The organism is Variovorax sp. GW822-FHT04A09 (genome assembly GCF_058801005.1).
The window spans coordinates 419,875-434,986 of record NZ_JBXAMV010000001.1; the positions used below are offsets into that span (position 1 = coordinate 419,875).

Below are 15,112 nucleotides of genomic sequence, written 5' to 3' on the forward strand. Positions count from 1 at the left end.
AATCTCCTTGGCTTCGGTTGTTGTTTCAGGGCGCGGCGAGCGTGGCCGGGATCGCGCGCGGGGTGCCTGTCGCCGGGCGGTCCTGCCGCTGCGGGCTGCCGGTGGCCAGACAGTGCTCGACGACCCAGTCGCCGACGGACTGCAGGAAGAGCTGCTGGCCCTTCACCGTGCAGACGGTGTGGTCCACGTCCCGCATGAACTCGTACTGCAGGCCCTGCATGAACGGTTCGCGGCGCAGGGCGCCGAGCTGGTCGCGGTCGCGGTCGCAGACATGCAGCGACCCCGAATACAGCAGCTGCACAGCCACCTCGCGTTCGACCAGCCGCTTCATCGTGGCTTCGAACCAGATCGCGTTGACGTTGGGCGGCCGCCGGTCCACGAAGTAGCCCGGCAGCGGCTTGCCCACCGTGCTGCCCGGCAGATGGCGCAGCACCCAGCGCCGCGCCTTGCCGGGGAACGACGGGTGCAGCGGCGCCGCGAGCGCGCGGCGCACCGTGAGCTCCCAGCGCGTGCGCCGCTGGGGGAAGGCAAAGCCGTCGAACAGCGAGAGCGCCACCATGCGCGCGTCCACCGCGGCGGCCGACATGGCGTGCTCCACGCCCGAGCACATGGCCACGGTCGCGAACTGGCCGATGCCCTGCATGCGTTGCACGAGGTCCATGGCGGCCTGCAGGCTGTGCACCGCGCGCGTCTGCAGGTCGGGCCCGGTGTCCAGCGCCTCGCTGTCGCCGATGCCGCCCAGGTCGAAGCGCAGGCTGCCCACGCCGCGCGCGGCCAGCAGGTGCGCCAGCTTCACATTGATGCGGCGCGGCCCGACGCGGTGGTTCGCGCCCATGTTGAACATCAGGCAGGCGACGGGCGCCGGCACGCGCTGCGCGGGGAGGGTGAGCATGCCCATCAGTGCGTTGCCGGGGCCGAAGCACACCGGGGTCTGCGTCATGTCATTCATGGATGGCTCCCTGCAGGCGGTTGAGCGCATCGGCCGGCACCATCGCGCTGTGGGGAAAGGGGTCGGACGTCCAGTCCAGCGGGTGGCTCAGGTAGGCCAGGCGCACCGGCATGTGGCGCGACTGCTGCTCGGCCGCCCATTGCGCGGTGGACGTGTCGTCGGGCGGGGCCAGCACCAGGGTGTCGTGCAGGGCCGTGAGCGGCAGCGACTGCGGCGTGAGGGCGCGCAGCTGCGCCTGCAGCGCCGGCGAGAGACGCACGCCCAGCGCCTCCTCGGGCAGCGCGTCCGGTTCCCGCGCGAGGTTGCGGCGCCAGGACAGGTCGGGAATGCAGAAGGTCGTGTCGATCGCCTCGACGTGGCGTTCGCGCAGCAGGCGCGCGTAGCCCGGCCCGTCGATCACCGGCTCCCAGAGCACCAGCCGCGCCGGGTCGCAGCGCCCGTTGCGCGCGGCCAGCACGGCCAGGGTGGCACCCAGCCGCGCGCCGATCCACACGATGGCGGCATGCGGTGCGTGCCGCCGCAGCTCCTCGTGCGCCGCGCACAGGTCGCGGCGCCAGCCGTCGAGCTCGCCCTCGCTCTCGTCGCCCGGCGAGTCGCCGGAGCCGTAGAAGTCGAAGCGCAGCGTGGCGATGCCGGCGCGCGCGAGGCGTTCGGCCAGCACCTTGAAGAAGCGGTGGGTGCGCAGGCCCTCCTGCCCGAAAGGCGGGCACAGCAGCACCGCGGTGGGCTCGCCCCGGTGGTCGTCGGCGGCGTGGAACGCGCCGAAGACCTGGCGCGAGGCCGGCCCGAACATGAGGGGCGTGAAGAGGGTCATGCAACACCCCCTGCGCATCGCGCTTCGCTCATCCCCTTGCGCGGATTCAGGGGGCGCATGCGGCGGCCTTCGGGGTCGGCCTGCGAGGGTCGCGCGCGGGCTTCGGTATGGCGCCATTCGGCGAGCGAACCCACGCTGTCCGCACGCGCGGGCGCGGGCCCCAGCGCCAGCACCAGGATGCGGCCGGCCACCGGCAGCTCGACGCTGCGGCTGTCCGGTGCCAGGCCCACGTCGAAACTCTGCGGCGACACCAGCAGGCCCACGCCGATGGCCTTCAGGCAGGCTTCCTTGCGGGTCCAGCAGGTCAGGAAGGCGCGGTCGCGTTCGTCGGCGGGCAAGGCGGCCAGCGCCTCCTGTTCGCGCCGCGTGAAATGCGCCGCCGCCAGGTCGGCCGCGTCCGGCATCGGGCGCAGCAGCTCGACGTCGGCGCCCAGCGGGCCGCGCCCGCCGATGGCGATCAATGCCAGGCCCTGGCTGTGGCTCAGCGAGAACTGGGTGCGCGGATGCCCCGCCAGCGACGGCTTGCCGAAGGCGCCGGTGGCCAGCGTCAGTGCGTCAGGGGCCAGGCCCGTGTACGCGCACAGCGCCTGGCGCAGCGCGACATGGGCCGCCAGGAAGCGCTGGCGGTCCACGGGAAAGCGCAGATTCTGCGCACGCGCGCGCTCCTCTTCCGACAGGACCTGGGCGGGCAGGGTGTCGGTGAAGCTGTCCAGCTCGACGTACCGGCAGACCGGTGCGTCGATGGACAGTGCGTTGGCGGCGCCGGTCATGGTCACCCCTTGCGCAGCCAGCTGCCGAGTGCGCCGAGCAGCCCGCCGCGCTGTGCATGCGCGGCCGTGCCGGCGGCCAGGTCGGCGAGGTCCGAAGGCACGCCGTGCGGCGTGCCGTGCGCCGAGGACGCGATCTGCCCGAGGTTCTCGAACAGGTAGCGGCGCGGCTCCACGCGGTGCCCCAACGTCTGCGCCGCCTGCTGCACGGCGCGCAGCACCAGCAGCGAGTCGCCGCCGAGGTCGAAGAAGTTGTCGCTGGCGCGGATCTCGTCGACGTCGATGCCGATCACGTCGGCCCAGATCTGGGCCAGCTGGGCGTGCTCGGGGCTGAGCAGTCCGCGCTTCGCCTCGCGCGCGTCGCCGTTGAGGGGATCGGCCGGCGCACTCTTCTCCGCCTCGTCGGCCGCCAGCTTGCGCAGATAGCGCGCGCTGGCCGAGCCTTCGGTGCTGGCGATCTCGGCGAGCGTGGCCCCCGGGTGGTCGGCGACGCGGCCCAGCACCTCGAGGTAGCGTTCGCGCAACTGGGCGCCGGTCTCGCGCAGGTAGACGTCGGCGTTGTAGAGCAGCGCGCCTTCCAGGCCGTGCGGCTTGTCCATCAGCCACACGCCGACGTCGTCGGTGGCGCCGTGCTGCATCACGTGCACCTGGCGGGTCTGCAGGCTGCCGACGGTGCGCGCGCGTTCGCGGGCGTCCTGGAACGAGAACATCGCCTGGTAGGGCCCCGAGGCCTTGATCTGCCCCGCATAGCCGGGCTCGGCCATCAGGCGCTCGAACGGCACCTGCTGGTGGTTCATCATCGACAGCAGCTCCTGCTTCACGTAGCGCATGAAGTCGGGCAGCGGCAGCGCCATGTCGACCGCGAGCGAGACCGGCAGCACGTTGTTGAAGAAGCCCATGACGTCTTCCGTCTCGGCCTGCTGGCGCCCACGCACCGGGTTCGCGATGACGATGGCGTCGTTGCCGGTCGCCTGGGCCATGGTCAGCGCGTAGATGCCGAAGGTCAGCATGCTGAGCGTCACGTCCATGTCGCGCGCCACCTCGCGCAGCCGCTGCGTGCTCTGCAGGTCGATGTGGATCCAGTGCGCGCCGCCCTGGCCGCTCTTGCCCGCGCGGCGCGGCATGTCGGTGCGGGGCGGGCGCACGGCCCTGGCGCTGGCGAGCCGGCCGCGCCAGAACGCGAGCTGCTCCTCGCAGGCAGGCTCGGTCAGCCATTTCTCGAGCCACTCGGCATAGTCGCCGTGGGTGGTGGCGAGCGCGGGCAGGTTGTGCGGACGGCCGCGTTCGGCGGCGTCGTAGAACGCGCCCAGTTCGCGCTGCATCAGGTCGAAGGACCAGCCGTCCCAGATCAGGTGATGCGGCACGAACAGGAAGACGTGCTCGTTGTCGTCGAGCTGGAACAGGGTCGCGCGCATCATCGGTGCGCTGTGGATGTCGAGCGGCCGGTCGGCCAGCTCCTGCATCTGCTCGACCAGCTCGGCCTCGCGCTGGTCAGCGGGCAGGCCGCGCAGGTCGACCAGCGGCAGGGCGAACTCCACCGACTCCGCGATCGACTGGATCGGGCGGCCCGTGTCCTCGTCGAAGCCGATGCGCGTGCGCAGCGACGGCTGGCGGCGGATCATCTCGCGCAGCGCGCCTTCGAAGCGCGCGGCGTCGAGCTTGCCGGTGAGCCGCTGCGCCGAGGGCGCGTTGTAGACCGACCGGCCCGTGTACAGCTGCTCCATGAAGCGGATGCGTTCCTGCGAGGGCGTGAGCGGCGCGCTGCGGCGATCCGGGTGGCAGGCAATCGGCGCCTGCAGGCCGACGCCCGCGCCCTGCAGGGCCTCGATGACCGCGGTCAGCTTCTCGGCCGTGGGCGCCTCGAACAGCGCGCGCAGCGGCAGCGTGACCTGGAACTCGCGGCTCAGCAGCGTGGTGAGCCGCGCGGCCAGCAGCGAGTGGCCGCCCATGGTGAAGAAGTTGTCGTGCATGTCCAGGCCCGGCAGGCTCAGCACCTTCTCCATGACCGCGAGCACCTTGCGCTCGTGCGCGTTGCGCGGACCGGCGCCGCGCCGCACTTCGTTGCGCGCCACCGCCTGCGGCGGCGGCAGCGAGACGCGGTCGACCTTGCCGTTGGCCAGCGTGGGCAGGGCGTCGAGCGTCACCACGTGCTGCGGCAGCATGAAGGCCGGCAGGTGCTTGCGCAGGTGCACCATCAGCGCATCGAGGTCGAAACCGCCGCCGGGCAGCAGCGCCAGGTAGGCCACCAGGCGCACGTCGCCGGGGTTGTCCTCGCGGGCCACGACCACGCTGCGCGAGACGCCGGCCACTTCGCAGCAGCGCACCTCGATCTCGCCGGGCTCGATGCGGTAGCCGCGCACCTTGACCTGGAAGTCGAGCCGGCCGAGGTGGTCGAGCAGCCCGTCGTTGCGCCAGCGGCCGCGGTCACCGGAGCGGTAGACCTTCTTCGTGGCGCCGAAGATGCGCACCGTGACAAAGCGCTCGGCGGTCAGTGCGGGGCGGTCGAGGTAGCCCAGCGAGACGCCTTCGCCCGCGATGCAGATTTCGCCAGGCACGCCGATCGGGCAGGGCTGCAGGTCGGCGTCGAGGATCCAGATCTCGGTGTTGTCGACGGGCCTGCCGATCGAGATGCCGCGCGAGGCGATCTCTTCGGGACGCACATGCCAGGCCGTGGAGTACACCGTCGTCTCGGTCGGGCCGTAGCCGTTCCACAGGCCTTCCATGCGCTCGCACAGCGCCAGCGCCATGCTCGGGCGCAGCGCCTCGCCGCCGGTCCAGCCGCGGAAACCGGGCGTGCCGCCGGCCCACTGGGCATCGAGCAGCAGCTGCCACATGCCGGGCGTGGCCTGCAGCAGCGTGATCTGTTCGTCGTCGAGCGCCTGCGACAGGCGGTTGCCGTCCATGGCGACCTCGCGCTGCACCATCACGAGTTCGGCGCCTGCCGCCAGCGGCAGCAGCAGGTCGGGCACGGCCATGTCGAACGACAGCGTGGTGACGGCGGCGATGCGGTCGGACGGGCCGATGCCCGATTCGCGCTGCATCCACTGCAGCAGGTGCGCCACGCCCCGGTGGTGCGCGATGACGCCCTTGGGCAGGCCGGTCGAGCCGGAGGTGTAGATCACATACGCGGCGTCTTCGGAGCCGGGGTCGTCGCTGCTCGGCGGCAGCGCTTCGCCCGACAGCTGGCGCCAGGCGGTGTCGCGATCGATCTCGAAGACGCGCTGGTCGGCGTCGGCGCGCCAGTCGCGCGGCGCCACCGCGATGTCGGACGAGGTCAGCATCAGGCTGAGGGTGGCGTCGCTGGCGTAATGGTCCAGCCGCGCCTGCGGAAATGAGGTGTCCATCGGCACGTAGGACGCCCCCGCCTTGAGGATGCCCAGCATGGCGACGACCATCTCCAGGCTGCGTTCGAGGCACAGCCCCACGCGCTGGCCGCGGCCCACGCCGCGCGCGCGCAGCGCACGCGCCAGGCGGTTGGACAGCGCCTCGAGTTCGCCGTAGCTGCAGCTGCGCGCGCCGTCGCGCACTGCCGGGCGGTGCGGCTGCTGCGGCACGCGCGCCACGAAGCCGGCGTGCGCCAGCGGCGCGCCGCGCAGCGGCACGCGCGCGGGCTGCAGCGCCAGCAGCGCACGTGCGGCGCCGGCCGACAGCACGTCGAGCCCGCCGATGGTGTCGTCGGGCTTGTGCGCGGCCGACTGCAGCACGCACTCGAACATGTCGAGCCAGCGCTGCACGCTCACGTCGTCGAACAGGTCGGTGTTGTATTGCGCCTCGACCTGCAGGCTGCCGGCGTGCGGGCGCAGGTTCACGAAGAGTTCGAAGTTCTCGTAGCGCCGGGCGATGGTGTCCTGCACCACGTCGAGCGTGGTGAAGGCCTGCGCGCTGCTCGCCACGTCGGGGTCGACATTGAAGGTCACGCTCACCAGCGGCAGCCGGCTCGGGTCGCGCTCGAGCGACAGCTGGCCCAGCAGCGCGCCGTAGGTCAGGGCCTGGTGATCGAAGGCATCGAGCACGGCGGTGCTGCATTCGTCCATCAGCGCGTCGAAGCGCATGGCGGGGTGCGCGGCGATGCGCAGCGGCAGCAGGTTCACGCAATGGCCGACCAGGCCGGGCACGTCGTGCGCGAGCTGCCCCGAGGTCGGGATGCCGACCACGATGTCTTCCTGGCCCGTGAGGCGGTGCAGCGTCGCGACGAAACCGCTGAGCAGGCCCGTGAACAGGCTGACGCCGGCCTTGGTGCTCGCGATGCGCACGGCGCCGACCACGCGCCGGTCGAGCAGGCGTTCGGCGCGGCGCGAATTGAAGGTGCGCGCGGCCGGGCGGGGGCGGTCCAGCGGCAGGTCGAGCACGGGCTGCGTGTTGCCGGCAAAGCGCTCCAGCCAGTAGTCGATGTGCGCCTGCATGTCGGGGCTCGCGGCCGCGACGGCTTCCTCGGCGGCGAAGTCCGCGAAGAGCGGTGCGGCCTTGAGCTTCAGCCCGATGCCGGTTTCCTCGGCATAGAGGTGGCCCAGCTGCTCGGTGATGACCGCCCACGACCAGCCGTCGCAGACCACGTGGTGCGCCGACATCACGAGCTCGTGCTCGTCATCGCCCAGGCGGTACAGCACCGCCCGGAACAGCGGCCCGTGCTCGAGCGAGAACGGCGTGCAGACCGCCTCGTCATGGGCCGCGTGCAGCGCCTGCGCGAGGGCTTCGGGCGCCAGCCCACCCAGGTCCTGGCGGACCAGGTGGTTCCCGGCCGGGGGGCTGACCAGCATGAAGGTGCCGTCCGGCGAGATGGTGGCGCGCAGCGCCTGGTGGCGTTCGAGCAGCCGGTCGGTGGCGCGCGCCAAGGCGTCGCCGTCCAGCGCGCCGCGCAGGCGCAGCACGACCGACTCGTTGTAGGCCATCGAGGCCTCGGGGCTCAGCGTGGCGCCGAGCCAGATTTCGCGCTGCGACTCGGTGGTCGCGATGATGCATTCGACGAGGCCACCGCTCGCGGTGGGCTTGAGTGCGGCGTTCATGCTGCGGCCTTTCCGTTGATGAGGCGCTCGTGCAAGGCGGCGTCTTCGGGTACGTACCAGTACGGCTGGCCGTCGCTGTCGCGGGCCAGCACGCTGCCGTCCTCGACGGGCTTGCGCGCGTCGAAGCGGGTGGGGGCGGGAGCGCGGCGCGGAAGGAAGCCGGATTCCTGCATCTCGGCGACCGATTCCTTGAAGGCGCGCTGCAGGAAGGCGATGTCCTCGGCGCTGTGCGCGCTCGTGAGGAAGCACGGGAAGTTGTCCAGGATGTGCACGCCGCGGCTGCGCATCATGGCGAACAGCAGGTCCTGCAGCGGCTGGTCTTCGAGCCAGCTCACGCGCCACAGCGACGCGAAATGGCGGATCTCGATCGGCGCGCCGACCTCCTGGCACCAGCCCGAGAGCTCCGTGGCCATGGCGGTCGTGCTCGCGGTGAGCCCGGCCTGCAGCGCGGGCCCGGCCTCCTTCAGGTGCGTGAGCGAGGCCTTGGCCGCGGCGAGCGCCAGCGGATGGCGCACGAAGGTGCCGGCGAAGTAGGTCACGCCCACGCCCGGGATCGAGTCGTCGCCGTACTGCCAGGCGCCGCCGTCGAGCGCGTCCATGAACTCGCGCTTGCCGGCGATCACGCCGACCGGAAAGCCGCCGCCGATCACCTTGCCGTAGGTGGCCAGGTCGGCGCGCACGCCGAACAGTTCCTGCGCGCCGCCCAGCGCGCTGCGAAAGCCGGTGATGACCTCGTCGAAGATGAGGCAGCAGCCGTTCTTCGCGGTGACGTCGCGCACGTCGTGCAGGAACTCGCGCGGCTGGAAGTCGGGGCGGCGGCTTTGCACTGGCTCGACCAGCACGGCCGCCAGGTCCGCGGCGTTGTCGCGGATGAAGGCCAGCGCCTCGGGCGTGCCGTAGTCGAGCACGCGGATGTCGCCGAACATGCCGCTCATCACGCCGGGAGCGGCCGACAGGCCCTTGCCGCCCTTGCCGGCGCGCACCAGCACTTCGTCGAAGGTGCCGTGGTAGGAGCCCGTGAAGGCCACCACCGTGCTGCGGCCGGTGACGGTGCGCGCGATGCGCAGCGCCGCCATCACGGCCTCGGAGCCGGTGTTGCACAGGCCGGCGCGCTCGCTGCCCGTGAGTTCGCAGATGAGGCGGGTCACGTCGGCCGCGAGCGGATGCTGCGGCCCGATCTCGTAGCCCGCATCGAGCTGGGCCCGCACGGCGTCCTGCACGAAATCGGGTTGCCAGCCGAACAGGTTCAGCCCGAAGCCGTTGAGCGCGTCGACGTACTCGTTGCCGTCGAGGTCCCAGAGCCGGGAGCCCTTGGAACGCTCGATCACGATCTGGTAGGTGATCTCCTTGGTCAGCGGACGGAAGCCGTTGACCACGCGCGGATCGGCCATGTGGGCGCGGTTGTCCTCGGTGAAGCGCTTGCTCTTTGGCGTGCGCTCGACATAGCGCCGCACGAAGGTCGCCAGCCGTGCCTTCTGCCGCGCGCTGGGTTCGGCGGTGCGTTGGGTGTGGATGCGGGCGATGGCGCCGAAGGCCTTGTTGACGTCGTAGCGAAGCGGCGCTTCGGCGGGCGGCTGTGGCTGCGCGGTGGGTGCGGCCTCGGCCGCCACGGGCATCGCTGCCACCGCCACTGGCGCGGCCGCGCCGGACAGGAGCGCGAGCTGCTGGCGCATCAGCTCCATCTGCTGCGCGATCACCTGGTTCAGCAGGCCGGTGGGCTGCGCAAGCCCTGGCGGTGGCATTGGCATCGACACCTGCACGGCGGAGGCCGCAGGCATGGCGGGCATGGCAGGCGTGGGGGGCACGGCCACAGGCTCGGCCTCGGGCGGCAGGCTCTGCAGCAGGTACGCGGCCAGTGCGTCGAAGCTGCGGTAGTTCTCCATCAGCTGACGGAAGCTCAGCTCGACCTTGAAGCGTTTCTTGATCTGCGTGGCCGCCTGGGTCAGCGTGAGCGAGTCCATCCCGATCTCGCCGAACGAGGCCTGGCCCTCGGCCTGGGCCATGTCGATGCCCGAGATGTCTTCGAACAGGGCCCGCAATCGGCTGTCGACCGACGCCGCGCGCGACGCCTCGGGCGGCGGGGAAGAAGGCGGAGGAAGGTCAGGCGAGGGCGCTGCAGCGGTCACGATCGGCTCCAATGAAACAGGCAGGGCAGGCGCAAGGGCCGGTGACACCGGCGCGGTGAGCGCGATGTCGACCCACAGGCGCTTGCGTTCGAACGGGTAGGTGGGCAGGCACACGCGCCGGGCGCCGGCGCGCGGTGCGAGCAGGGCAAGGTCGACCTCGGCGCCGCAGGTCCACAGGCGCGCGGCGGCCAGGCGCAGGGTGCGGGTCTCGTCGGCCGGCTCGCCGTGCAGCAGCGACACCGCCACCGCGCCGGCCTTCGATGCCGGGGCCAGGCCTGGCAGGCGGTGCTGGCGCACCAGCGCGGCCAGCGTGTTGCGGGGACCGACCTCCACGAACACCGGATGGGTGGCGTCGTCCGCCGCGCTTTGCAGGGCGGGCGAGAAGCGCACGGTGCCGCGCAGGTGCTGCGCCCAGTAGGCCGGGCTCGTGGCCTGTGCGTCTTCGAGCAGGCGGCCGGTGAACGTGGAGTAGAGGGGGATCTGCGGCGCGTGCAGCGCCACCTGGCTCACGAGCGCCTCGAAGGGCGCCACCGCGGCGTCCATCATGGCGGAGTGAAACGCGTGCGAGGTCTGCAGCAGCCGGCAGGCGACGCCCTCGGCTTCGAGCGCGGCCTGGAGTTCGGCGATGGCCTCGGTGGGGCCGGCGGCCACGCAGGCGCCGGGTGCGTTCTCCGCGGCGAGCGAGACCAGGGGCGAGGACGCGAGCCGCGAGGCCAGTGCGTCCGCGCCCAGGCGCACCGACAGCATCGTCCCCGCGGGCTGCGCCTGCATGAGCGCGCCGCGGCGGGCAATGAGCCGGGCCGCGTCTTCCAGTCGCATCACGCCGGCGATCACGGCCGCGACGAATTCCCCGACGCTGTGCCCGATCAGCGCGTGCGGGCGCAGGCCCAGCGACAGCAGCCGCCGTGCGAGCGCGTACTCGAGCGTGAAGAGCGCGGGCTGCGTGACGGCCGTCGGCGCGAGCGCCTGCGGGTCGTCTGCGAACAGGCGCTCGCGCAGGTCGAAGTCCAGTGCGCCCTCGAAGGCGCGCAGGCAGTTGTCGAACGCGGCCGCGAACACCGGATCGCCCGCATGCAGCGCGCGGCCCATGCCCGGGTACTGCGCGCCCTGGCCCGGGAACATCAGCACGGGCTGCGGCGCGCGCTCGGCGATCCGGTCGCTCACGCGCCACGCCGTGTTCTCCGAGCGCAAGGCCTCGATGGCCTGCGCCGCATCGCCGGCCACCACGGCGCGGCGGAAGGCATGGGCCTTGCGGCCGACGCACAGGGTGAACGCCGCGTCGGCCAGGCAAAGCCCGGGCTGTTCCTCCAGGTGCGTCGCGAGCCGCTGTGTCGCGACCGCCAGCGCGGCCTCCGAGCGTGCCGACAGCGCCAGCACATGGACGCCCGGCTGCGTGGTGCGTGCCTGACGCGCCGGCGCTTCCTCGAGCACGACGTGCGCGTTGGTGCCCCCGACACCGAACGAGCTGACGCCCGCGCGGCGCGGCAGGTCGGCTCGCGGCCACGGCTGCAGCTGGTTGCTCACGTGGAACGGCGTGCGCGCGAAGTCGATCGCCGGGTTCGGCGCCGTGAAGTGCGCGGTGGGCGGAATCAGTTCGTGGTGCAGCGACAGCGCCGTCTTGATGAGGCCGGCGGCGCCCGCGGCCGTGACCATGTGGCCCACGTTGCTCTTGAGCGAGCCCAGCGTGCAGTAGCCCCGCGCGTCGGTGTGCTCGGCGTACGCGACGGCCAGCGCCTCGACCTCGACCGGGTCGCCCATCGGCGTGGCGGTGCCGTGCGCTTCCACGTAGGAAATGCTGCGCGCGTCCACGTCCGCCGCGGCCAGCGCGGCGCGGATCACTGCCGCCTGACCGTCCACGCTGGGCGCGGTGAAGCTGGCCTTGGCGCCGCCGTCGTTGTTGACGCAGGCGCTGCGCAGCACGGCATAGACGGTGTCGCCGTCGGCCTGCGCGTCGGACAGCCGCTTGAGCAGCACCACGGCGGCGCCGTCGCTGAACACGGTGCCCTTGGCCTGCGCGTCGAAGCTGCGCGTGTGGCCGTCGGGCGAGAGCATCGAGCCCTCGTTGTAGAGGTAGCCGCTGCGCGGCGGGCAGGTGACCGAGGCGCCGCCCGCCAGCGCCATGTAGCACTGGCCCGTGCGCAGCGCGTGGAAGGCCTGGGCCACCGCGACCAGCGAGGTCGAGCACGCGGTGTTGACGCTCACCGCCGGCCCGCGCAGGTTGAGCCGGTTGGCCACGCGGGTGGTGATGTAGTCCTTCTCGTTGGCCAGCATCACCTGGAACTCGCCGACGGCCTCCACGAGGTCGGGCCGCGAGGCGACGTGGCGCTGGAAGTAGGTCGCGTTGTACGTGCCCGCGTACACGCCCACCGGGCCCGGCGCTTCGTCGGGCACGTAGCCCGCGCGCTCCAGGCATTCCCAGCAGATCTCGAGGAACACGCGGTGCTGCGGGTCCATGAGCGCGGCTTCCTTCGGGCCGATGCCGAAGAAGGCGGCATCGAAGCCTTCGATGCCGTCGATCACGCCGCGCGCCCGCACGTAGGCCGGATCGCGGCGCAGCGACTCGCCGACGCCGGCGTCCAGGCTGGCGTCATCGAAGAAGCTGATGGTGTCGCGCCCGGCGACGAGGTTGTCCCAGAACTGCTCCACATCGCCCGCGCCGGGGAAGCGACCGGCGGTGGCGATGAGAGCGATGGGCTCGGGGACGCGGGCGGCGTCCTCGCGCACGGGCACGGGGTGTGGCGCCTGTGGCGCCTCGCCAGCGGACTGCAGCTGCGCCGCGATGGCGCCCGGCGTCGGGTGGCGAAAGAAGAGGTTGGTCGACAGCGGCGGCGCGCCTTCGCGCTGCAGGTCCGCCAGCACCTGCAGCACCAGCAGCGAGCTGCCGCCCAGGTCGAAGAAGTTGTCGTGGCGCCCGGCCTTGTCGATGCCCAGGGCGCGTGCGAAGGCGTCGCAGACCTGCTGTTCGAGCGCGTCGCGCGCGGCCTCGAAGGGCTGCGCGAGTTCGGGGCGCTCGGCGGTTGGTTCGGGCAGGGCGTTGCGGTCGAGCTTGCCGTTGGGCGTGACGGGGAGCTGCGAGAGCCACACCTGCGCCGACGGAAGCATCACCGCGGGCAGGCGGGCCGCCAGGTGCGCGCGCAGCGTGTCCCACGCCAGCTTCTGCGTGCGGGCGACCAGGTAGGCGACCAGGCGCAGCTGGCCGTCGCGACCGGGCCGCGCGACCACCGCGCAGGACTGCACCGCGGGGTGCGCGAGGATCGCCGCCTCGACCTCGCCGGTCTCGATGCGGTGGCCGTGGATCTTGACCTGGCCGTCGATGCGGCCGATGAACTCGAGGGTGCCGTCGGGCAGCCAGCGGGCGAGGTCGCCGGTGCGGTAGAGCCGCTCGCCCGGCGCGCCGAAGGGGTCGGGCACGAAGCGCGCGGCCGTGAGTTCGGGTTGCCCCAGGTAGCCGCGCGCCAGGCCGTGTCCGCCGATGCACAGCTCGCCCACGAGTCCGCTGGGCAGCAGCTCGAGCGTCGGGCTCAGCACGCGCAGCACGGTGTCCTTGATCGGGCGCCCGAGCGGTACCGAGCGCGGGCCCGCTGCGATCGCGGCGCGCTCGATGCGGTGGGTGGTCGCGAAGGTCGTGCACTCGGTCGGCCCGTAGCCGTTGCTGAGCGTGAGCCCGGGGAGTGCGTCGAGCGCGCGCCGCACATGGGGTACCGACAGCGCCTCGCCGCCGGTGAACAGGTGCGCCAGGCCCGCGAGGTGCTGCGGATCGCCGTCGACCACGGCGTTGAAGAGCGAGGCCGTGAGCCAGGCGGTGTGGACCTCGTGGCGGGCGATGGTGCGTGCGAGGCCCGCGCCGGTGGGTACCCGTTCGCCGTGGATCACGCAGCGCCCGCCGTTGAGCAAGGGCCCCCAGACCTCGAGCGTCGAGGCGTCGAAGGCGAGCGGTGCCGCGTGCAGCATCGCGCGCCCGGGTGCGAGTTCGATGTAGTCGACATCGACAACGAGCCGCAGGATGGCGCGATGGCTGATCTCGATGCCCTTGGGTACGCCGGTCGAGCCCGAGGTGTACATGAGGTACGCCAGCGATTCGCCGTCGAAGGCCGGCGGCGTCCACGGCGTGGGGTCCACGCCGTCTTCGGGTGCGTCGATGCGCACGGCGGTGCGGGGGGCTGGCACGAGAGAGGCCAGCGCCTCGGTGGTCACGACCCGGGTCACGCCGGCCTGGTCGAACATCGTGGCGACGCGTTCGGGCGGGAAGTCGGTGGGTACCGGCACGTAGGCCGCGCCCGCCTTGAGGATGCCGAGCATCGCGACGATGGCGGCCATCGAGCGCTCGAACACCATCCCGACGGGGTCGCCTGCCTGCACGCCCGCGCGCTGCAGGCGCTGTGCGAGCCGGTCGCTGCGCGCGTCGAGCTCGGCGTAGGTCATCGTTTCGTCGCCTTCTACCAGCGCCACCGCGTCGGGCGTGGCCGCGGCCCGGCGGCGGAACACGGCGGGCACGGTGAGCGACAGGTCGGGCGCGGCGGGCGGCGTGGCCCATGCGGCGAGTTGGTCGCGGCGGTCGGCGTCGGGCAGGGCGCGGATGTTGTGGAGCGCCGCACCGGGATGCACCAGCAGATCGGCGGCGGTGTCGGCGATGGCTGCGAGCAGGCGGCTGGCGCAGGGCGCGTCCATCAGGCTCGCGTCGACGTCCAGATGCAGGCGGGCGGGGAGTTCTGTCCGGGCTTCGAGCCGCAGGGGCGGCTGGGTGTCGGCGGTGTGCGGCGTGGTCCGTCGGTCAAGGTCGAGCTGGGTCAGCCACGCGCTGGCGGTGCCGGGCAGCGACGTCGGCATGCCGTGAGACCCCGGCAGGGCCGTGCCCAGCCAGCGCGATTGCAGCAGCAACCAGGCACCCACGAAGAGCGTGTCGGGCAGGTACCCCGTGGTGCCCAGCGACGCTTGCCAGCGCTGCGCGAACCCGGCTTCGAGGACCAGCGAGACGCCAAGCCGTTCGCCTGCCGCCGCGCGCGCGGGCGGCGACACGAACAGATCGCCCAGCGCGGCCAGCGAGGCCACGGCGGCCTCCGGCGACGAAGCAATGTGGGTTTCCATGCAATTACCCGGCTGCAGACTGTGAATGGAAAATTCAATTGAAGGAATCGAATTGATTTCAATTGGATTTGGTTCTTGGTTTGTCGCGATCCTATGAACTTGGTGAGCCTTCTGTTTGGCTCTTTTCTCCATGTTTACATTTGGATATAAATATTTCCGAATCGAACTACCTAAGCCATGACATTTGAGGTACCAAGGCCATTTGTGGTGGGCGTTTTGTCACCCCTGTAGGAAGCCACGATGGAACGTCGATTCGAAAAAATGGCCATTCTTCTTCGCTATGTCTGCAGACCTGAGAGTCTGAGTTTTGGTATCGATTCGATGAAGGTTTCTAAAATCAGACAAGTTTTGACGGTTGACAAGAAACT

Annotated in this window: 5 protein-coding genes; all 5 read right to left on the reverse strand. The window is 71.7% G+C overall.

Annotated elements, in window-relative coordinates; genetic code table 11:
• Nucleotides 1-25: 25 nt before the first annotated feature.
• From AC1RLW_RS01795 to AC1RLW_RS01815, 5 genes are read right to left on the reverse strand one after another with little or no spacing between them, the layout of a single operon-like run.
• Complete coding sequence (locus tag AC1RLW_RS01795) at nt 26-949, reverse strand: alpha/beta hydrolase family protein (RefSeq protein ID WP_062473263.1); 924 nt, start codon at nt 947-949, stop codon at nt 26-28.
• A complete protein-coding gene (locus AC1RLW_RS01800) occupies nt 942-1,763 on the reverse strand; it encodes a serine aminopeptidase domain-containing protein (RefSeq protein ID WP_062473265.1) in 822 nt (273 codons plus the stop codon). The genes AC1RLW_RS01795 and AC1RLW_RS01800 overlap by 8 nt, the downstream gene beginning before the upstream one ends.
• A complete protein-coding gene (locus AC1RLW_RS01805) occupies nt 1,760-2,533 on the reverse strand; it encodes a 4'-phosphopantetheinyl transferase family protein (protein ID WP_493192064.1) in 774 nt (257 codons plus the stop codon). The genes AC1RLW_RS01800 and AC1RLW_RS01805 overlap by 4 nt, the downstream gene beginning before the upstream one ends.
• Nucleotides 2,534-2,535: 2 nt before the next feature.
• Nucleotides 2,536-7,533 carry an amino acid adenylation domain-containing protein gene (locus AC1RLW_RS01810; protein ID WP_493192065.1) on the reverse strand — a complete coding sequence of 1,666 codons (4,998 nt, stop codon included), beginning with the start codon at nt 7,531-7,533 and terminating at the stop codon, nt 2,536-2,538.
• Complete coding sequence (locus AC1RLW_RS01815) at nt 7,530-14,744, reverse strand: amino acid adenylation domain-containing protein (RefSeq protein WP_493192066.1); 7,215 nt, start codon at nt 14,742-14,744, stop codon at nt 7,530-7,532. Before AC1RLW_RS01815 ends, AC1RLW_RS01810 begins: the two co-directional genes overlap by 4 nt.
• Between the last annotated feature and the right edge of the window lie 368 nt (nt 14,745-15,112).